This is a genomic window from Buttiauxella sp. WJP83 (assembly GCF_027594725.1).
GTDB classification, from domain to species: Bacteria; Pseudomonadota; Gammaproteobacteria; order Enterobacterales; family Enterobacteriaceae; genus Buttiauxella; species Buttiauxella selenatireducens.
Genome location: NZ_CP110080.1, coordinates 1546741 through 1567006, shown reverse-complemented (window position 1 = coordinate 1567006; position 20266 = coordinate 1546741). Strand labels below are relative to the sequence as shown.

15 protein-coding genes and 1 riboswitch are annotated in these 20266 nt (G+C 52.9%); of the genes, 7 read left to right on the top strand and 8 right to left on the bottom strand.

Annotated elements, in window-relative coordinates; all coding sequences use genetic code 11:
* Positions 1-191: 191 nt before the first annotated feature.
* Both trhP and yegS read left to right on the top strand, forming a co-directional pair.
* Positions 192-1553, top strand: a complete 1362-nt coding sequence (gene trhP, locus OH773_RS07280; RefSeq protein ID WP_064545158.1) for a prephenate-dependent tRNA uridine(34) hydroxylase TrhP — start codon at positions 192-194, stop codon at positions 1551-1553.
* Between the two features lie 260 nt (positions 1554-1813).
* Positions 1814-2713 (top strand): lipid kinase YegS, encoded by a 900-nt coding sequence (yegS, locus tag OH773_RS07275; protein WP_270144364.1) that lies wholly within the window; start codon positions 1814-1816, stop codon positions 2711-2713.
* Positions 2714-2877: 164 nt separating this feature from the next.
* Here yegS and fbaB read toward each other — a convergent pair whose 3' ends face one another.
* Positions 2878-3930, bottom strand: coding sequence for a class I fructose-bisphosphate aldolase (fbaB, locus tag OH773_RS07270; protein WP_270144361.1), 1053 nt, complete (start codon positions 3928-3930; stop codon positions 2878-2880).
* A 402-nt stretch (positions 3931-4332) separates the two neighbouring features.
* Between fbaB and OH773_RS07265 the strand changes: the two genes are divergently transcribed.
* Genes OH773_RS07265 through OH773_RS07255 form a run of 3 tightly spaced genes read left to right on the top strand, consistent with a single transcriptional unit; the run spans position 4333 to position 7593 of the window.
* Positions 4333-5610: a nucleoside permease gene (locus OH773_RS07265; RefSeq protein ID WP_270144358.1), complete on the top strand. Its 1278-nt coding sequence runs from the start codon at positions 4333-4335 to the stop codon at positions 5608-5610.
* Entirely contained in the window at positions 5610-6626 is a 1017-nt protein-coding gene (locus tag OH773_RS07260; RefSeq protein WP_270144356.1) for an ADP-ribosylglycohydrolase family protein, read from the top strand. Before OH773_RS07265 ends, OH773_RS07260 begins: the two co-directional genes overlap by 1 nt.
* Positions 6613-7593, top strand: coding sequence for a PfkB family carbohydrate kinase (locus OH773_RS07255; protein ID WP_270144354.1), 981 nt, complete (start codon positions 6613-6615; stop codon positions 7591-7593). The genes OH773_RS07260 and OH773_RS07255 overlap by 14 nt, the downstream gene beginning before the upstream one ends.
* Here OH773_RS07255 and OH773_RS07250 read toward each other — a convergent pair.
* The 3 genes from OH773_RS07250 to thiM form a co-directional block, all read right to left on the bottom strand.
* Complete coding sequence (locus OH773_RS07250; protein WP_270144352.1) at positions 7567-8313, bottom strand: GntR family transcriptional regulator; 747 nt, start codon at positions 8311-8313, stop codon at positions 7567-7569. The two genes, OH773_RS07255 and OH773_RS07250, sit on opposite strands and share 27 nt — an antisense overlap.
* Before the next feature lie 177 nt (positions 8314-8490).
* Complete coding sequence (gene thiD, locus OH773_RS07245; protein ID WP_270144349.1) at positions 8491-9300, bottom strand: bifunctional hydroxymethylpyrimidine kinase/phosphomethylpyrimidine kinase; 810 nt, start codon at positions 9298-9300, stop codon at positions 8491-8493.
* Positions 9297-10085, bottom strand: a complete 789-nt coding sequence (gene thiM / locus OH773_RS07240; protein ID WP_270145741.1) for a hydroxyethylthiazole kinase — start codon at positions 10083-10085, stop codon at positions 9297-9299. Before thiM ends, thiD begins: the two co-directional genes overlap by 4 nt.
* A 34-nt stretch (positions 10086-10119) precedes the next feature.
* A riboswitch (TPP riboswitch) is annotated at positions 10120-10216 on the bottom strand.
* 247 nt (positions 10217-10463) lie between these two features.
* Between thiM and OH773_RS07235 the strand changes: the two genes are divergently transcribed.
* Positions 10464-12887: a DUF3772 domain-containing protein gene (locus tag OH773_RS07235; RefSeq protein WP_270145739.1), complete on the top strand. Its 2424-nt coding sequence runs from the start codon at positions 10464-10466 to the stop codon at positions 12885-12887.
* Between the two features lie 218 nt (positions 12888-13105).
* On the top strand, positions 13106-13486 hold the full coding sequence (locus tag OH773_RS07230; protein WP_270144347.1) for a hypothetical protein: 381 nt from the start codon (positions 13106-13108) through the stop codon (positions 13484-13486).
* Positions 13487-13528: 42 nt separating this feature from the next.
* On the opposite strand, the gene OH773_RS07225 is transcribed toward OH773_RS07230, so the two are convergent.
* The 4 genes from OH773_RS07225 to OH773_RS07210 all read right to left on the bottom strand — a co-directional run bounded on the left by OH773_RS07225 (position 13529) and on the right by OH773_RS07210 (position 20148).
* Positions 13529-15328: a carbon starvation CstA family protein gene (locus OH773_RS07225; RefSeq protein ID WP_183269880.1), complete on the bottom strand. Its 1800-nt coding sequence runs from the start codon at positions 15326-15328 to the stop codon at positions 13529-13531.
* A gap of 241 nt (positions 15329-15569) precedes the next feature.
* A complete protein-coding gene (locus tag OH773_RS07220; RefSeq protein WP_270144344.1) occupies positions 15570-16811 on the bottom strand; it encodes a cytochrome c in 1242 nt (413 codons plus the stop codon).
* Positions 16808-17362, bottom strand: coding sequence for a (2Fe-2S)-binding protein (locus tag OH773_RS07215; RefSeq protein ID WP_270144342.1), 555 nt, complete (start codon positions 17360-17362; stop codon positions 16808-16810). Before OH773_RS07215 ends, OH773_RS07220 begins: the two co-directional genes overlap by 4 nt.
* Positions 17359-20148 carry a xanthine dehydrogenase family protein molybdopterin-binding subunit gene (locus OH773_RS07210; protein WP_270144340.1) on the bottom strand — a complete coding sequence of 930 codons (2790 nt, stop codon included), beginning with the start codon at positions 20146-20148 and terminating at the stop codon, positions 17359-17361. Before OH773_RS07210 ends, OH773_RS07215 begins: the two co-directional genes overlap by 4 nt.
* Positions 20149-20266 lie beyond the last annotated feature (118 nt).

Below are 20266 nucleotides of genomic sequence, written 5' to 3'. Positions count from 1 at the left end.
GCCAAATTCATTGTAATTTTCCCTAAGTATACCCTAAATAATTCAAGGTATAAGAGTATGCACCGGCAACGATGGTTTACTCCCCTTTCCCATAACGTTACAATTCCCATCCTAAAATTGTGGCAATCCCACTTTTCCAAGCCGCTTCATCAGGTGAGGCGGTTCTGACCTGATATCAGAACGAGAACATCATGTTTAAACCAGAACTTCTTTCGCCAGCCGGAACGCTGAAAAATATGCGTTACGCTTTTGCCTATGGCGCCGATGCGGTTTACGCGGGCCAGCCGCGTTACTCCTTACGCGTGCGCAATAACGAGTTCAATCACGAAAACCTCCAGTTGGGTATTAACGAAGCCCACGAACTGGGTAAAAAATTCTACGTGGTTGTCAACATTGCCCCGCACAACGCCAAACTGAAAACCTTTATCCGTGACCTGAAACCGGTTATCGATATGGGCCCAGACGCTCTGATAATGTCCGACCCAGGCCTTATCATGATGGTGCGCGAAGCGTTCCCGGAAATGGATGTTCACCTGTCCGTGCAGGCCAACGCCGTAAACTGGGCGACCGTGAAGTTCTGGAAACAAATGGGGCTGACCCGCGTCATTCTTTCTCGCGAACTCTCCCTTGAAGAAATTGCTGAAGTCCGTGAACAAGTGCCAGACATGGAGCTGGAAATCTTCGTTCATGGCGCATTGTGCATGGCCTACTCTGGCCGTTGCCTGCTTTCTGGTTACATCAACAAGCGCGATCCAAACCAGGGAACCTGCACCAACGCCTGTCGTTGGGAATACAAAGTTGAAGAAGGCAAAGAAGATGATGTCGGCAATATCGTGCATCTTCACGAACCGATTCCAGTGCAAAACATCGAGCCTACGCTTGGCGCAGGTGCTCCGACTGACAAAGTATTCATGATGGAAGAAGCCAAACGCCCAGGTGAGTACATGACGGCGTTCGAAGACGAACACGGCACCTACATCATGAACTCGAAAGATCTGCGGGCGATTGAACACGTTGAACGCCTGACTAAAATGGGCGTGCATTCGCTGAAAATTGAAGGCCGTACCAAATCCTATTATTACTGCGCACGCACCGCTCAGGTTTATCGCCGCGCGATTGATGATGCAGCAGCAGGCAAACCGTTTGACCCAACGCTTCTGACGACACTCGAAGGTTTGGCGCACCGTGGCTATACCGAAGGTTTCTTGCGTCGCCATAATCATGATTCCTATCAGAACTATGACTACGGCCACTCGGTTTCTGAAACTCAGCAGTTTGTGGGTGAGTTCACCGGGGAACGTCGTGGCGAGCTGGCAGCGGTAAAAGTGAAGAATAAATTCCTGCTGGGCGACAGCCTGGAGTTAATGACGCCGCAAGGTAACGTCACTTTCACTCTCGAAGTGCTGGAAAACACCAAAGCGCAGCCGATTGATGTCGCGCCTGGGGATGGTCATACCGTATGGATGCCTGTACCGGAAGATGTATCACTGGATTATGCGCTGCTAATGCGCAACCTGGCAGGTCAGACCTCACGTGATCCGCACGCTAAATAGTTAATTTGCGTTATTTTTTCGCGCTGAGAAAATTCTTAGAAATCGATCACACACCGCTTCGTTAGATGCGGTTATTATCTCAGCGCTGAAAAACATAACCCATAAATGCTAGCTATACCAGGAACCACCTCATTGGCCTGTGAAATCTCCCTTTCACAGGCCTTCTTTTTTGCTCAAGCCCTCAGACTCATCTCGTTCTTAACCGTAAACGCCCCGCATAAGATACACTCTCCATTCAACGATAATTCCTGAGGTATGCCATGGAGCAGTTACCAGAAACGCTTGTTATCCTGAACGGTAAAGGTGCAGAAAATGACACTTTACGCAGCGCGGTGAAAGTCATGCGTGAAGAGGGATACACAGTGCATATCCGTGTAACCTGGGAAAAAGGGGATGCGATACGTTATGTCGAAGAGGCCTGGCGTATGGGTGTGGAGACTGTCGTCGCAGGCGGCGGCGATGGCACCATCAACGAAGTGGCGACCGCACTTGCACAGCTTGCCCCGGAACACCGTCCGGTGTTGGGGATCTTACCGCTGGGTACCGCAAACGATTTTGCCACCAGCGTCGGCATTCCTCAGGAACTGGATAAAGCACTACAACTGGCGATTGTCGGCAAAGGCGTGGCAATAGACCTGGTTCAGGTTAACGAATCCTCCTTCTTTATTAATATGGCTACCGGTGGATTTGGCACACGCATTACCACCGAAACCCCAGAAAAATTGAAAGCCGCCCTCGGTGGTATCGCCTATTTTATTCACGGCCTGATTCGTATGGATACACTCAAACCGGACCGTTGCGAAATTCGCGGGGAAGATTTCGAGTGGCAAGGTGACGCGCTGGTTATTGGTATTGGCAATGGTCGCCAGGCAGGTGGTGGGCAACAACTTTGCCCACAAGCGTTGATTAATGACGGGCTGTTGGAGCTGCGTATTTTTACTGGCGAAGAACTACTGCCAGCCATTTTTAACACGCTTACGCGTCCGGATGACAGCCCGAATATTATTGATGGGCGTTCATCCTGGTTTGAAATAACCGCCCCGCACGATATTACGTTTAACCTGGATGGCGAGCCGCTGACCGGACAGAAATTCCGTATTGATATCCACCCCAATGCGCTCAGTTGCCGCCTGCCACCAAATTGCCCGCTGTTGGGCTAGCGGTTATTTACTGCAAATAAAGAAGGTGCCTGGCTGGTTATATGAATGCCCTCACCCCGCCCCTCTCCCACAGGGAGAGGGAGAAAAATCATGGTTCCCTCACCCACGGGAGAAACAAAACTATCCCCTCTCCTGTGGGAGAGGGTTAGGGTGAGGGCGATTGATCAGGCGATACTGACTTTTCCATCCAGATAAACATCCTGGACTGCGTTGATTAACTTCACGCCCTCAGACATGGATTTCTTAAAGGCTTTGCGCCCCAGTATTAAACCCATACCGCCTGCACGTTTGTTAATGACTGCGGTACGAACGGCGTCAGTGAGGTCAGTTTCACCCCCGGCAGCGCCGCCTGAGTTAATCAACCCGGCGCGTCCCATGTAGCAGTTTGCCAGTTGATAACGCACCAAATCGATCGGGTTATCGCTGGTCAGTTTGGTGTAAACGCGGTCATCGGTATAACCAAAGTTTACCGCCTTGTAGCCCCCGTTATTTTCCGCCATCTTCTGTTTCACGATATCCGCGCCGATTGTGGCCGCCAGATGGTTCGCCTGCCCTGTGAGGTCAGCACTGACGTGGTAATCCACTCCCTCTTTTTTGAAATCTGGATTACGCAGATACGCCCACAGCACCGTCACCAGCCCCAGTTCATGGGCGCGTTCAAACGCCACAGAAATCTCTTCAATCTGACGACGTGATTCCGGTGAGCCAAAGTAAATGGTCGCGCCTACTGCCACGGCTCCCATATTGAACGCCTGCTCAACGCTTGCGTACAACGTCTGGTCGAAGGTATTGGGGTAACTCAAGGTTTCGTTGTGGTTCAGTTTGACGAGGAAAGGAATGCGATGCGCGTAGCGACGCGAAACCGAAGCCAGCACGCCATAGGTTGAAGCCACACAGTTACAACCCGCTTCAATCGCCAGTTCAACAATGTTCTTAGGGTCAAAATAGAGCGGGTTTGCCGCAAATGATGCTCCGGCGGAGTGCTCAACGCCCTGGTCTACGGGCAAAATAGAGAGGTAACCGGTGCCAGCCAGACGACCGGTGTTATATAGCGTCTGCATATTACGTAACACCGCAGGCGGACGGTTGTTATCCACCATTACGCGATCTACATAATCCGAGCCAGGCAGATACAACTGGTCTGCCGGAATAGTCATACAACGATGCTGTAACAAGCTGTCGGCATCTTTGCCAAGCAACTGCGCAATATCAGTCATAATACGCTCCCGTTATTTCAGCGAGCCCCCTGCCCACTGAGAATGAATAGTCCTGACCTGCATGAGAGTAGAGACAAACAGGCAGTCCTAATCCTGGTCGTGACGGGTCGGCTTCGCCACCCGGAGAGCACTTTTGGTTGCATTTAAGGTGTAACACTTTGCTGCTATCGAGGGTATTTTTGCTACAGCGCTCAAAGAATCAATGCAAAGGTATTTAAAAGGTATTATTGATTGGTATGGTTATGGTGTACCCAACACAATCATGAAGATTCTATACCCGTCATACTTGAAGTCGCATCTGTGTTGGTTGCGTTTACTCACCCGAATCACTTACTTGAGTAAGCTCATCGGGATTCGCTCACTTACCGCCTTGATGCAACTTCAATTATTTGGGGTATACGTATGAAACGTACAACAATGAGTCTTTCATTCATGATGTTTATTGAATGGTTTATCTGGGGCGCCTGGTTCGTTCCTCTGTGGCTATTCCTGAGTAAAAGTGGTTTTAGTCCAACCGAAATAGGCTGGTCCTACGCCTGTACAGCAATCGCGGCTATTTTGTCGCCAATTCTCGTCGGCTCGCTGACCGACCGCTTCTTTGCTGCGCAAAAGGTGCTGGCCCTGCTGATGTTTGTCGGTACCGTGCTGATGTACCTGGCCGCTCAGCAAACTGAGTTCGTTTACTTCTTCCCGCTATTGCTGGCCTATTCCCTGACTTATATGCCGACAATTGCGCTAACCAACAGCATCGCATTCTCCAATGTTGAAGACGTTGAGCGCGACTTCCCGCGCATTCGGGTCATGGGGACTATCGGTTGGATTGCTTCCGGTCTGGTGTGCGGTTTCCTGCCGCAAATGTTGGGTTTTAGCGATATTTCACCGACCAACGTTCCCTTGCTCATCACCGCCGGTAGCTCAGCGCTGCTGGGTGTCTTTGCCCTGACGCTGCCAAATACGCCACCGAAAAGTACCGGTAAAATGAGCCTGAAAGTGATGCTCGGCCTCGACGCTATCGTGTTGCTAAGAGATAAAAACTTCCTGGTCTTTTTCTTCTGCTCATTCCTGTTTGCTATGCCGCTGGCGTTCTATTACATCTTTGCCAACGGTTATCTGACCGAAGTGGGTATGCATAACGCCACTGGATGGATGACACTCGGACAGTTCTCCGAAATCTTCTTTATGCTGGCGCTTCCTTTCTTTATTAAGCGCTTTGGCATTAAAAAGGTATTACTGCTTGGTCTTATCACCGCGGCAATTCGTTACGGTTTCTTCGTCTACGGTGGTGCCGATCATATCTTTACTTACGGCCTGCTGTTCCTTGGCATTCTGCTGCACGGCGTGAGTTACGACTTTTACTACGTCACCGCCTATATCTACGTGGATAAAAAAACGCCCGTCCATATGCGCACCGCGGCACAAGGGCTTATCACGCTATGTTGCCAGGGCTTCGGGAGTTTGCTCGGTTATCGCATTGGCGCTCAGCTAATGGAAAAAATGTTCGCCCTCCCTGCTCCGGTAAACGGCCAGACGTTCAACTGGGCCGGAATGTGGGGCTTCGGTGCCATTATGATCGCGGTGATTACCGTACTGTTCCTGGTATTTTTCCGTGAATCGGATAAAGAAATCACCCCAATTGATGTTGCAGGCAATCAATCTGAAAAAGATTTAAAGGAAGCATAATGATGGAAAATCGAATTCTTGGAGCCTTTTACGGCCAGGCGTTAGGTGATGCGATGGGAATGCCGTCGGAGTTGTGGCCTCGTGCGCGGGTGAAGGCACATTTCGGCTGGATTGACCGCTTCCTTCCTGGGCCCGCGGAAAACAACGCCGCCTGTTATTTCAATCGCGCTGAGTTTACCGACGACACCTCAATGGCGCTGGCGCTGGCGGATGCGATTATCGAACATGACGGCGCGATTAACGCGGACGCCATTGGCCGCCATATTTTGACCTGGGCTGAAGGGTTTGATGCGTTTAATAAAAACGTGCTCGGCCCGACATCCAAAATTGCCCTGAAGGCGATTAAACAAGGCACACCGGTTAGCGAGCTAGAAAACAACGGCGTGACTAACGGTGCGGCAATGCGCGCATCGCCACTGGGTTGCCTGCTTCCAACGCACAATCTCGATGCTTTTATTGATGAAGTGGCACTTGCTTCAAGCCCGACGCACAAATCCGATCTCGCCCTGGCCGGTGCCGTGGTTATCGCCTGGTCTGTTTCAAAAGCGATTGAAGGGGCAAGTTGGGAGACTATTTGCGACGAATTGCCTTCGATCGCTCGCCATGCTCAGGAAAAACGGATCACAACATTTAATGCGTCACTCGGTGCACGTATTGAGCTGGCGCTGAACGTTGTCAGAAACGCGCGCGGAACGGAGTCCGCTATGGAGCAGGTTTATCAACTGGTTGGTACAGGCACCAGCACCATTGAGTCTGTTGCTGCGGCGATTGCGATGGTGGAACTGGCGCAAACCCATCCCAATCGCTGCGCGATTTTATGCGCAAACCTCGGTGGCGATACCGATACCATCGGTGCGATGGCGACGGCGATTTGTGGCGCACTCCACGGCGTAGAAAGCATTGATAGCGAGCTAAAACAACAGCTTGATGATGTTAACCAGCTCGATTTTACGCGTTACAGCCGCCTGTTTATGGCGTATCGAAAGCTGCGGGAGGCGCATTATGAAGGCCGGTGAATTACATTCCCGCTTGCCAACATTGGTGGCGCAGCGCCCGGTTTGTGTGTTGGGCTCGGCGGTCATTGATGTGATCGCCGACGCTTATTCCCTGCCGTGGCGCGGTTGCGATATAGAACTGCAGCAGCAAAGCGTGAATATCGGTGGCTGCGCGTTGAATATCGCGCTGACACTTTCACGCCTCGGTATCGCCTCGAAAAATGCGCTACCGATTGGCCAGGGTACCTGGGCGGATATCATTCGTGCAAGCCTTGATAAACAAGGTATCGAGAGTGAAATCCACACGAGCAGCGGCGATAACGGTTGGTGCCTGGCGCTGGTTGAGCCAGACGGCGAACGAACGTTTATGTCATTTCGTGGCGTTGAGCATCAGTGGAATCAGCAATGGCTGGATAAGCTACAGCTCGCGCCAGGCACTCTGCTTTCACTTTCGGGGTATCAACTGGCCGGCCCGTGCGCAGAGTTGTTAGTGAACTGGCTCGAATCGCTCGATGCGGTCACCGCTTTTATCGACTTTGGGCCACGCATTGCCGATATTCCAGCAACCCTGCTGGCGCGGATTATGGCCTGTAAACCGATCGTCTCGCTTAATCGCCAGGAAGCCGCCATTGCCGCCGAAGGGTTGAAGGTGGCTGGCGACGACATTGATGGCATTTGCCGCGCCTGGCTTGAACGTTATGATGCGCCACTCATTGTGCGGCTAGATAAACAAGGCGCGTGGTACTGCTCACATACGGCAATTGGGCACGTGGCCCCGTTCCCGGCAATTGTCGTCGATACCATAGGCGCGGGTGATAGCCATGCGGGCGGCACCCTGGCAGGTCTTGCCGCGGGGTGGAGTCTGGCAGATGCGGTAAGTCTTGGGAATGCAGTCGCGTCTTACGTCGTTGGCCATCGTGGCGGCGACTGCGCGCCGCACCTTGAACAACTCAATGAAGCGCTACTCCTCGCAGACGAAAACGTATAAATCGCTGCGGCAGTAGCTGATGCTGTATTCGATAGGCCGGTTTTGGGGATCAAAGGCAACTTGTTTGATTACCAGAACCGGCACCGGTGTTTCCAGTTTGATGTGCGACTGGAATTCGCTGTCCGGCATTCTGGCACTCACGCGGCTACGGGTGCGTTGCGGAATAATGTTCTGGCTGCGGAAGTAGTCATACAACGAGACACCGATATCATCGGCATCGGCAATCAATTGCGCAGGCACGTACGATTCCTCGACTGATACCGCATCTTCATCCACGTAACGAATACGTTTGAGTAAGAACACGTCGCTGTCCGTCGCCACATCCAGTTGTTCTGCAACTTCCGGCGAGCATTTCACCACCCGTTTATTGACCCACAGTGTGTTCGGTTTTTTACCGCGCAAAACCACCTGTTGAGAAAATCCACGCGCCTCTTTGAGCGAATACTCAAACGTGGTGTTAATTTGCGTGCCGTACCCTCTTGAACGAGTCACCACCCCATCATCTTCCAGCGTCTGCATCGCTTTGCGCACTGTGATGCGCGAAACCCCCGTCAACTGACTGAGATCGCGCTCACCCGGCAGAATATTGCCCTGCGGCAAAATACCGCTGCGCACTGCCGCCTTCACCGTTTCGGCAAATTTCAAATACAACGGCGTGTTATCGGCCTGCGAGAACCGCTGGATAAGCTGTTCAATGAGCTGAGTGTGAACCTGTTCCATGTCGCACAAGTATCCGGAAGATGGAGAGAAAGAGCCCAAGTATATACTTAAATACACCCAAAATAATTCGAATTGCAGGAAGGCGGCAACGCAGCAAACCCCCAGGAGCTTACACAAGTAAGTGACTGGGGTGCGCGAGGAAAGCCAACGCATCTGCAATTTGAAGTATGAAGGGGGTCACCACCATTGGTGAAAGTGATGCACCGGCCCGATTCCGCCGCCAACTTCCAGCGAATCCGCCTGTTCTAAGGCCTGAGATAACCATTTTTTCGCGGCACTTATCGTTTGCGGCCAGTCGTTATAGCGCGGATAAAGTGCGGCGAGTGCCGCAGAAAGCGTACAACCTGTACCGTGTGTATGCCGCGTTTTTACTCGCGGCGCGGTAAAGCGCTGCGCACCATCTCGCGTAAATAACCAGTCCGGACTTTCCGCATCATCGAGATGCCCGCCTTTCATCAGCACGGCCTGGCAGCCTAACCCTAACAAGGCATCGCCCTGCTCTTTCATTTCACGTTCGTTTTTTGCATGAGCGGTATCCAGCAAAGCCGCGGCTTCCGGCAGGTTCGGCGTAATCAGTGCCACTTGCGGTAAAAGTCTGCGACGTAAGCTGTCAACCGCCGAAGGAGCAAGCAAAGGATCGCCACTTTTCGCCAGCATCACTGTATCGAGCACCACATTTTGCGCATGGTAAAACGCCAGCCGCTCCGCCACCGCCACAACAATATCGGTTTCAGCTAACATGCCGATTTTTATGGTATCGATGCGCACGTCACTCAACACTGAATCCAGTTGGGCGGCAACAAACGCGGGCTCAATGCGATAGACCGACTGCACCCCACGCGTGTTCTGCGCCACGAGCGCGGTCACCACACTGGTGCCATACGCGCCCAACGCCGAGAAAGTTTTCAGGTCGGCCTGAATGCCCGCACCACCGCTTGGATCGGTTCCGGCAATGGTCAGCGCATTGATACGTTTTAATCCTTTCATACCAGTGCCTCCGCCTGAAGCCCGTAAAGCGCGTCGAGAAAGGCAGGAATAAAACTGCCTGGGCCACGGCTCTCTGAAATGGCCTGTTGACCTGCAATTTTCATAAACTGGCAGGCGGCGGCGACGTTATCAAGCCGCGAGCCAGGCAATGAACAACAAGCGGCCACCACAGCAGATAACGCACAACCGGTGCCGACCACCCGTGTCATCAAAACGCCGCCCCCCGAAACACTCCAGCTATTTTCACCATCTGTGATGTAGTCTCGCTCACCGGTTACCACAACAATCGTCCCCACCCGTTGTGCCAGAGCCTGTGCTGCAGGAAGTGCAGAAAGTGCGTCATCGATGCTATCCACACCTCGCCCACCGGAATGGCCACTCGCCAGCGCCAGGATTTCCGACGCATTCCCGCGAACAACTGCCGGTTTTAGGGCGAGCGCCTCATGGGCAAACTGCGTGCGAAACGCCAGGCCGCCAACAGCAACCGGATCAAGCACCCAGGGTGTGGAAGATTCATTTGCCGCATGAATAGCTGCAAGCATGGCGTGACGACGTTCAGCGGTCAGAGTGCCAATATTGATCAGCAGCGCATGGGCAACAGGGCTAAATTGAGCGGCTTCTTGCGCTTCAATCACCATGGCCGGAGCGGCACCGATGGCAAGCAAAACATTAGCCGTAAAACTCTGCACCACATCGTTAGTCATGCAGTGAACAAGAGGGGAAGTGGTGCGAAGTTGCAGTAAAATCGACGCGGCGATATGGCCGGGTAGCAGGTCAGGTTGCATCATAAAGCTCCTGTCCGGCGCGAAGAAGGGATGCCGGACAGGCATCTGACTTCCCTACGCTGGCATTATCCAGATCAGGTGGTACGGGTATTTCTCAGCCTTCACAAAGAAGGGCACCCCGAGTCATTGATTAATCGAAACTTGTGATTAATCGGCCATCAGAATAAAGCCTGCGTGGCGCGCTGTAAACCGCTAGTGTCTCCGCCCCCCTTGCGCGACGCATCCATTCCAACCATAAGCCCCGGTTATCGGATTTGAACGCCAAAACAACATATACAGACTAACCCTGGTTGGAATCCGGAGAATTACAGGTATCCTAGCTGATTGTCCTTTATTTCATTTTTTTCGAAATCCCGGAATTATTTTTCTATGCGTACGATGCGTAAACCATTAAGAGTGCCGCTGTTGTTGCTGGCATTGTTGTCTTGTTTGTTGATGACCCCCCTCCTTTCTCAGGCGGAGGAGGCTACTGGGCAATCTGCCACTGAAGAACCGGTTAAGGTTAACGCCAGCACAGCACTGCCTGCACTGCAAAAGCGCCTGGATTCACTCAAGCAACGTGTATCCGCTGCGAAAGCTGACAAACAGTTCACTATCCTTAATGACGACGCGCAAAAGCTGGTCGCTGAAGCGGATAAACTCGCCGTCTCGTTAACACCTCAGTTAGCGCAGGTTCAGGCGCAACTGGATGTCCTTGGGCCTGCTCCGGCACCGGGTACTTTGACGGAAACACCGCAGGTCATCAGTCAGCGCAAACAATTGAACAGCAGCAAAGCGTTGCTCACGATGCAAATCGAGCAAGCGAAAGCCGTTGTCGTGGGTGCACAAAACCTCTCATCACAAATTGCCGGACTGCGTCGTGACGCGCTGAAGACGCAAATCGCACTGAACACCGGCAGCATTCTGGGTGAGAGCTTCTGGTCGCCGGTATTTGACCCAAGCGATAAAGATGCGGCGCGATTCGACGAATTCGGAACACAAGTCAGCGATGCCTGGCATCAGGCATGGAGCGAAGACTGGCGCGTGGGAAGCACGATTTATCTGCTGCTGGCGTTAGGTATTGGATTATTTGGCCGCCGCGCAATGGACAGGCCATTGAATTGGGTGTTGCCTCGCTGGCTGCCGCAAGGGCGTTTTCGTCGCAGCTTCCTCGCCTGCTTTACCACGTTAAGCACCACGTTGACGCTGGGTATCTGTATGCAGTTGTTGTGTTATACCTTTACCCGCCTGCCCGACACCTCGCAATGGGTGATGGAGTTTGCCGATCAACTGGTCGAGCTAACCTATTTTTCTGCGGTGATTGCCGGTTTGGGTATCGCGTTACTGTCGAATAGCCACCCGTCCTGGCGTCTGCCTGGCATTGCAGACCCGCTTGCGAAAACGCTGTCCTCGTTCCCGATTTTGCTGGCGACCTTCATCTTTATCTTTGGCATCATCGAACAGCTTAATGCGTTGGTCGGTGCGAGTATTGCCGCTACGCTTTTTGGCAACGGTCTGGCGGCTTTACTGGTGGCGCTCAATTGCCTGATTGCCCCGATTCGGGTCAACAGGATCCGCCGAAAAATGAGTGCCGAGGGCGAGCAAACCGAAGCTCGTTCCACGGTTGCCGGTCTGATCCATCTGGTCATCAGCCTGACCGCATTCGTTATCTTGCTGGCATTGCTGATTGGCTACATTCCGCTGGCGCGCTTCGTCACGTTCGAATTGCTGTGGATTGGCCTGGTGGTTTGCAGCCTGTATCTACTGATTCATTTCGTGGTGGATCTCTGTGAAACGGTCTTTTCACCTGCCACACAGACCGGGAAAATCCTCAAAAGCACGCTGAGCCTGAATGACCGCCATCTTTCCCTTGCAGCGACGTTGTTCTCCGCGTTGGGGAAAACCAGCCTGTTGTTAATGGCTGCTGTTGCGCTGCTTAATGGCACCTTCGGCACCACAACGCCGATGGAATTGCTCATCAAAATTGCGGAGATGTGGGGCGGAAAAGGCCTCGAGGGGATGAATATTATCCCTGCTCACGCAGTCAATTCGGTGTTGTGCCTGGTGATCGGCTGGTATGTATTGCGTTCCACACGCCGCTGGCTGGATAACGATTTCCTGCCAAAAACCAATATGGATCGCGGCCTGCGCGCCTCGCTGGTTACGTTGTTTACCAACGTCGGCTATGTGCTGATTATCATGCTGACGCTGTCAATGCTCGGCATCGAATGGAACAAACTGGCCTGGATAGTCAGCGCCTTATCGGTGGGTATCGGTTTCGGTTTACAGGAGATAGTGAAGAACTTTATCTCCGGGCTGATTCTGTTAACCGAGCGCCCTGTGAAAGTGGGTGATTTGGTGAGTATCAGTGGCGTTGAAGGCGATATCCGCCGCATCAACGTGCGCGCAACGGAAATCCAGTTAGGGGATAAATCCACGGTAATTGTGCCCAACTCACAGCTTATTTCGCAGAACGTGCGTAACGCCACAATGGGTAATGCGCAAGGCGTGGCGACCATCGCCCTGACTTTCCCGCTCGATATCGACCCTGAGCAAGTGCGCAATTTGCTGCTCGAAGCCTATAAGTTGCATGAATCAATTCTGGAAAACCCACCACCGTCCGTCAGCTTTAAAGAGCTGGGGCCAAGCGGGATCGTGCTGAGTGTCACCGGCTATGTGAATAGTCCGCGTATGGTCAGCTCGACGCGTAGCGATCTGCTGTACGAGATCCTTAAAATGCTGCGCGCTGCGGAGATAAGCCTCAGCCAGACTCAAACGATGGTTCTTGAGCAACCGGTACATAAATTGCCAACAGAAGAGTAAGTTGAAGGCCACAGTCTGCTAAAACAGGCTGTGGCTTTTCTTTGACTTTGCACCACACCTCGCAACAAACCGCCTTCTACCCGCAAACAAACTATCATTATTCAGAATATTTACCGTTTAACCAATTCATCGAATTGATACAAATCAACATAACCGGGGTCGTGCGGCAGCATCATTTCGCGCCGATAATTTTAAAAAAAATTTTGATAAGAGAGTTAATGATGAACAAACTGAAAACAATGGCGCTGGTTCTGGGTTTTGTCGCCTTTTCCGCCAGTGCAGCACTCCCGCTTTTTAACGGCAAAGGTCATCCGGGCGATGTGCATATCGATCAGAACGGCCCGGTGTACCTGAACGGTAAAGAGATGAAGCTGAAGAAAATCAATGACAACTTCTATGAAGCCACGGGTCAGGGTGTGGTGTTGTCTATCGCTATCATGCCAGACGGTACCCCATCAGTAAGCTGGACCGGCAAAAACCGTGCTCACGGCGAGATCACTCCAGCCAACCAGGCCGCAGCCACCAAAGGTCCATCAGGCCGTGATCTGGATTGCAGCCGCCCAGACTTGACCAACGCAGAAATGAAAGCCTGCCAATAAAAAAAACCGGTCACGGAGGACCGGCTTTTAGCACGTCTCAAATTACGACAACAATTCAATCGGCTCGTCGTTACCGCGAGCACGCCACAACACAAACCAGCGTTGAATCGACGCAACCATAATCACCAGACCCAGCGCGACCATTACAATCGAAATCGTACCGTTGAAGATGTTGAAACCTTTAGCTGCGCTATTGAAGTAGACGTTTTTCACCATCCAGTACGCTGCATAGTTTACCGTCACGTACAGATACGCCAGCGGGACCAGGCAGGTCAGTGCATACCAGCGTTTTTCTGACATACGCAGAATAATGGTTGTCCCGATCATCAGGCCGATGGAAGCCATCAGTTGGTTAGATACCCCAAACAGCGCCCACACGGAGTTGATATCGCCGGAGTTCAACAGGTAACCCCACAGCACACAGGCCACGATGCTGCAACCAATTGCGCCAGGCATCCAGTTGGTGCGTTTGAGCGGAGCCCAGATATCGCCGAGGAAATCTTGCAGCAAATAGCGCGCAACGCGGGTACCGGAATCCACTGCGGTCAGGATAAACACCGCTTCGAACATGATGACGAACTGGAAGAAGTAAGAGGCTAAATGGCTAAACCATGGGATACGCGTGAAGATATCTGCCATACCCACCGCCAGGGTGACTGCCCCACCGGTACGTCCGTATAAATCCAGGCCGATAGACTCGCTAAGCTGTGGCAGATTGACCACGTCCATGCCAAGGCCCGCAAAGACTTCAGGCGTCGCGTTAATGGCGAAGTAATCCGCTGGATGCAGTGCAGTCGCCGCGATTAATGCCATCACACCCACGACGCATTCAGCAAGCATCGCACCGAAAGCCACCGGCAGAATATCGTTCCATTTGTCGATTTGCTTCGGCGTGGTGCCGGAACCGATAAACGCATGGAAACCAGAGATTGCTCCACAAGCAATGGTGATAGAGATAAATGGCCAAACCGGACCAGCGAGCACGGGGCCGTTACCATGGATAAACTGGGTCACTGCCGGGAATTGGATTTCTGGGTTAATGAACACCACGCCAATCACCAGCGCACCGAATACGCCAATTTTCATAAAGCTGGAGAGGTATCCACGCGGCGTAAGCAGCATCCACACCGGCAGCGCGGTGGCAAAGAACGCATAGAACGGCAGCACCAGGCTTACTGTAGAAGCACGGAAGCTCAGCCATTCGCCGAATGCAGACTCCTGAATATAGGGCCCTGCAATCACGCAGCCGAAAATGACGATAATGCCCACCCAGGTTGCGCCCCGCATGCTGCCGGTGAAACGCTCCCACAGACCGACGCAAATCGCCACAGGGATGGTCATAAACACCGCGAATGTACCCCATGGGTTACGTTCCAGCGCGTGAACCACCACCATCGACAAACCCGCCATGGTAATGGTGATGATGAACAGCATCGCAAGGCCAGTACACCAGCCAGCCACTGGTCCAAGCTCCGCTTTTGCCACTTCTGAGAGTGACTTACCACGGTGTTTCATGGAGGCGAAAAGCACCACGGTATCGTGTACCGCACCGCCCACCACGCAGCCAATTAATAACCACAGGAAGCTTGGCAGATAACCGTATTGTGCTGCCAGCACCGGGCCAACCAGCGGGCCTGCTGCTGCAATGGCGGCAAAGTGACTGCCGAAGTTAACCCATTTTTTGGTCGGGACGTAATCTTTGCCGTCCTCAAGAATATGTGACGGTGTGATTTCTGAGTCATCAGCATTCAAGACTTTACGGACGAAAAACACCCCGTAAAGGCGATAGCAGATAGCCAGAATACACAGGGTCGCGATAACAAAAGTTAGTGCGTGTTGCATAACCCACTCCAGTGCCATAGATAAAAAGATCATGGATATGCTGGCATAGGTTTGAGACGCAACAGGAGGGTGTTTGAGTGAGCGGTCAAATCACGAGTTAAACGGTTGGATTTGGGGAATGAGTGGTTTTGGATTTTCTCCTTCTCCTTTGGGAGAAGGCCGGGATGAGGGGATGATGCTGTCATCCCCTGTTTGCCCTCACCCTAACCCTCTCCCACAGGGAGAGGGAATAATGGGGGTTTTATTTCTCCGAACGTAATGCCTTAACCTGTTCAGCCGTCACATCACCTGGCAATCCACCCCAGGTCACACGCAGGTAGTTCACCAGTTCGGCAACTTGTTCATCGTTCAGGCGGGAGCCGAAGCCTGGCATACTTTGCATGCTTTCCCCGTTCGGGAAATTCTGCGCAGGCAGACCGTCAAGCACCGAAACGATCAGGTTTTTGGCATCAGGCTGGCGCAACGTCGCATTGTTAAGCATCGAAACCGCGACGTGCGGCTTGCCCTCGCCTTCACGCGCGTGGCAACCGGCGCACTGGTCGAGATAAGTCATTCGCCCAGCTTCATTCCCTTTGCCAAGAGGCGCCGGAACCGCAGCCGGAGGCGCTTCACCCATCAGATACGTCGCCATCGCTTTTTGATCGGCTGGCGTCAGGTGCTGCGTGCTGAGATCAACCACCATGTGCATTTCGCTAAATGCGCTGCCTTGTGGTGCAAAACCGGTGCTGAGGAATTGCTGTATATCCTGTGGTGTCCAGCCACGGTTCGCCAACGCTTTTGGCGTAATGTCAGGAGCCATAAAGCGCCCTAATTCCCCGCCCTGCATCGCTTTATCCAGCTTCATTTGGCCGAGCAATCCGCGCTCAGTATGGCATTCGCCACAGTGGCCCAACACATCAGCCAGATAACGGCCACGATGCCAGTCAGCTGAATTACCGGCTGAAATCGCCGGTAGTGGGTCATTGCTATGGAACATGATATTCCAGCCGATCAGCGCGATACGCTGGTTGAACGGGAAGCTCATTTCGTTATCTGGCGTCGCCACGTCAACGGCTGGGCGCGTCATCAGATAAGCATAAATGTCGTCGGAATCCTGACGCGAGATGTTTTTATATGAGGTGTAAGGCATCGCCGGGAACAGGTGACGCCCGGTTGGGGTCACGCCTTCGGTCAGCGCTTTATAGAAATCCTCTTTCGTCCAGCGGCCAATACCGTAATCCGCAGAAGGCGTCAGGTTACTGCCGTAAATGGTGCCGTAAGGGGATTCCAGAGGAAAACCACCCGCCATTGGTGCGCCGCCAGAAGCCGTGTGACAAGCCGCGCAGTCAGCGGCTTTCGCCAGGTAACTACCACGTTCGATTTGCGCAGGACTTGCCGTCACTTTCTGTACCGGACCATCGTACGTGCGGTATTCCCGCCAATAAAGAATCGCTACGATAATGACGATAATCGCCAGAACAATGAGCGTGAGACGCTTTTTCATTTCACCGCCTCCTTCACCAGTCCCGGCGTTTTCAGCACCACGTCGCGCACAGCTTCGTAGTAACGCACGTATCCGGTACAGCGGCAGATGTGGTTTTCCAGCGCGGTTGAAATCGCCCCTTCCAGTTCGTCACGTTCGATAGGCTCGCGCTTGAGTTTTTCGACGAAAATCGTCGCGGCATTCACAAAGCCTGGTGTGCAGTAGCCACACTGGAAGCTGTAATGGTCGAGGAACGATTGTTGAATCGGCGAGAGCTCAACGACTTCGCCCTGCTCATCGACTTTGGCGTGGCCTTCAACGGTGCGGACTTTTTTGCCGTTAAAGAAATGGGCACCCGTGATGCAGGTACGCACTTCTTCGCTGGTGCCGCTTGGGTTATCAACAATCGCCACACACGCGTGGCAAATGCCCTGCCCGCAACCCAGACGTGAACCGGTCAAATAGACATATTCGTGCAGGAAATCAATCATCATCAACCCTTCTGGCACATCAATCGGGCCGTACGGTTTGTTGTTGATGGTCAGGGTCATTGGTTTAGTTTTGATGCTCATGGTAATACCTCACGAATATTTTCAGCACGGACGGGCAAATCACGGAAACGGTGGCCGGTAGCATCGGCAATGGCGTTAACAATCGCGGCAACAACCGGGATCATCACGACTTCAGCCATACCTTTTGGCGGGTCGGTTTCCGAAAGCGCAGGCAGCACATCGCCAGTCTGTTTCCAGACTGCAACGTCACTGGCACGCGGCATGTGGTAACGGTTGAAGTTCCATGTGCCGTTACCTGGTCCGTCTTCATACAGAGGTAAATATTCGTGTAGCGCGTGGCCGATACCCATCGCCAGCCCGCCCTGCAACTGCCCGGACACCAGTTCCGGTACGATTAAGTTGCCGCACTCCATAATCGAGTGATGATTCAAAAGTTCGACATCGCCGGTTGCCAGGCTCACAGCCACTTCGGCCAGCGTGCCGACGGCGCTGTAATACGTCACAGACGCATTGTTACGCTGCGTTGGCGGGTAATAAACCTGCGAACGAGCAAGCGTGACAAACTCGCCATTACCGTTGCGCACCGCCAGGCCATCAATCGGCAGGCGTTTGCTTTGTTGACCCAACGTGAAATCTGCTTCAGCCCACTGCCAGCGGTTAAATACGTGCACGACAGCACCTGTCATCAGGCCCATTTCATGCGCTTTTTTCGCCAACAGCTCGAGGCTTAAAATTTCCATTCCGGCTGCGGTTAACCCGCCCTCAACCCAACGGGCGTCTTCGATGCGCACAACCAAAGGTGCCGCCTGACCGCCGCCAATACCGGTGGTCCAGATAGACATCGCCGCAGGCCACAAGCCGTGTTCAAACACCAGACGTGCTGCTTCGCGCGTGCTATGAGAGAAGTAATAGGCGGAGTTACTGGCGCTGGAAGGCGAGCAATAAGACGGTGACCAGGAAGGATTAGCCGCCAGTTTGTCTTGTTCTTCCTGCGACATAATGTACGGATCACCGCTGGTGACTACAGGGAGTGATGTCCAGTCGGTCACTGAGAAATGCGATTCGTCAGCCGGTTTACCCAACCACTGCGCGCACAATACCGCTTGCGATGTGGACATACCGGTGCCCATTTCTGCGCCGCTGTGGTGTAAACTAATACGGCCTTCAGCGCTGATTTCCACCCGCGCAAACGAGGTTTCGGCCCCTGTACCAAAGTCTTTTTGCACGCAACCGAAGCCCACACCAAAGCGTTTGCCTGGGTTTTTCATTTCAAACTCGGCTTTACGTTCAGCACGCTTCAGCCACATGTCATGTTTTGCGGCTTTTGCCAGCACTTCATCTACACGAATCGCCCCTGCAGGGATCGCACCCTGGGTGTTTTTCATGCCAGATTTCAGCGCGTTGCGCATGCGGAATTCAATCGGGTCGATATTCAGTTCAGCAGCAAGTTCATCGACCATCATTTCGGTGGCCGCCATACTTTGCAACGTGCCGTAGCCGCGAGCGGAACCGGCATCAATGGCACGAGAAGCCACACCCACCGCCGACAAATCACTTTTCGGGAAGTAATAAATGGATTGCGCAGCCGTTGCGCCAACCATCGCTACAGACGGCGTAAAGTTGCTGCGCCCGCCCCCGTTGGCCGTCATGTCACCCAGGAACGACTGCATGATGCCGGTCTTTTTGTTCACCGCGATGGTGTAGTTCATGTCAAAGGCGTGACGCTTGAGCGAGCTCTGGAACTGCTCGTAACGGTCGTTAGCCAGGCGCACCGGATGCCCGTCGCCATACATCGCCGCCACCGCGCCGTAATACGGGAAGTTGTAATGGTCTTTGGAACCATAACCGACGGTGTAACACGGATGCAGTATCAGCTGTTTTACCGGCTGAGTGCGTTTTGCCAACATCGGCGGCATGTTTTCAACCACTTCCTGCGGGGACTGCGTTGGCGCCACCAGATGCAAGGTTTGTGTGGATTCATCAAACCAGCCGTTGGCGTTATCTGGCTCAAGGGCCGCGGTATCAATAGATTGAGTGGTATAACGACGTGACATCACCAGCCAGTCTTCCGGCGGGCTCTTCAGCTCGTCGGCGATCATGCCCGCGTAATACATGCCTTCTTCATCCAGCTTGCCGCCTTCACGCCCTTCTGGCCAGACCGGCAAATGCTTTCTCATTGATGTAGGGAAAATCGGCATATCTTTCAGGCTGGAGAATTTGTCGTCGTCCTGGGAAGTTGCACCGCCGACACGCACGAAGCGGAAGGTTCCCCACGGATCGCGCTCAAGCGGCCCGGTTTCAGCACCGTACTGGATAACTTCGTCTTTGAATTTCAGTTTGTCTTTGGCAAAACGGAAGCGGGCAAAATCATGGTAAATCAGAATAGCGACAGCCTGGCCGAGATACGCCGGGGTTTTGCCAGTTGGCAGCAGCATGTCTTCACCGTAAAACGCCGGGAATGCCAGGCCATCACGCGCCAAATCTTCAGCGGTCACCAGACGGTCAGGCTTCAGGTCATCCCCGAGTAAGGAGAGATCAATACCGCTGAACAACCTGTCCGCTTTGGTGGTGCGCAAAATAAAGGCGTGCGCTTGTTTTTGCGGCCAGTGCGGCATATCGACAGCACGGATATCACGCGCAAAGACCTTCTGCCCCATGACTTTCGAGCGGCCATCAATGCGGAAGCGGACGCGTTTGTTTTTAGCATCCCACTCTGGAGACTGGAGTATTTTTTGTTCGAATAGCGCGGCATAAGCTCGGCTATAAAGAGGAGCAAGATAGACTGCGACCCCTGCGACCACAGCGCGCTTAATAAAGAGGCGCCGTGATGGATTGAAATTGCTCATAAAACATCCCGTTAAAAATTATTATTGTCTTTTTTTTGAACACATTGAGTACATTAAAAATGCATCTCCGTAGTGATTATAAGTATATGCATTTAAGGTAAATCATGTGAGAATTAAC

Excerpts from the sequence above, each read along its gene's own strand:
- thiM (WP_270145741.1), bottom strand. The coding sequence starts at position 10,085 with ATGCAACCTGACCTGCTACCCGGCCATATCGCCGCGTCGATTTTACTG.
- OH773_RS07265 (WP_270144358.1), top strand. The coding sequence starts at position 4,333 with ATGAAACGTACAACAATGAGTCTTTCATTCATGATGTTTATTGAATGG.
- yegS (WP_270144364.1), top strand. The coding sequence starts at position 1,814 with ATGGAGCAGTTACCAGAAACGCTTGTTATCCTGAACGGTAAAGGTGCA.
- OH773_RS07215 (WP_270144342.1), bottom strand. The coding sequence starts at position 17,362 with ATGAGCATCAAAACTAAACCAATGACCCTGACCATCAACAACAAACCG.
- OH773_RS07220 (WP_270144344.1), bottom strand. The coding sequence starts at position 16,811 with ATGAAAAAGCGTCTCACGCTCATTGTTCTGGCGATTATCGTCATTATC.
- thiD (WP_270144349.1), bottom strand. The coding sequence starts at position 9,300 with ATGAAAGGATTAAAACGTATCAATGCGCTGACCATTGCCGGAACCGAT.
- OH773_RS07250 (WP_270144352.1), bottom strand. The coding sequence starts at position 8,313 with ATGGAACAGGTTCACACTCAGCTCATTGAACAGCTTATCCAGCGGTTC.
- fbaB (WP_270144361.1), bottom strand. The coding sequence starts at position 3,930 with ATGACTGATATTGCGCAGTTGCTTGGCAAAGATGCCGACAGCTTGTTA.
- OH773_RS07235 (WP_270145739.1), top strand. The coding sequence starts at position 10,464 with ATGCGTAAACCATTAAGAGTGCCGCTGTTGTTGCTGGCATTGTTGTCT.
- OH773_RS07260 (WP_270144356.1), top strand. The coding sequence starts at position 5,610 with ATGATGGAAAATCGAATTCTTGGAGCCTTTTACGGCCAGGCGTTAGGT.
- OH773_RS07230 (WP_270144347.1), top strand. The coding sequence starts at position 13,106 with ATGATGAACAAACTGAAAACAATGGCGCTGGTTCTGGGTTTTGTCGCC.
- trhP (WP_064545158.1), top strand. The coding sequence starts at position 192 with ATGTTTAAACCAGAACTTCTTTCGCCAGCCGGAACGCTGAAAAATATG.
- OH773_RS07255 (WP_270144354.1), top strand. The coding sequence starts at position 6,613 with ATGAAGGCCGGTGAATTACATTCCCGCTTGCCAACATTGGTGGCGCAG.
- OH773_RS07210 (WP_270144340.1), bottom strand. The coding sequence starts at position 20,148 with ATGAGCAATTTCAATCCATCACGGCGCCTCTTTATTAAGCGCGCTGTG.
- OH773_RS07225 (WP_183269880.1), bottom strand. The coding sequence starts at position 15,328 with ATGCAACACGCACTAACTTTTGTTATCGCGACCCTGTGTATTCTGGCT.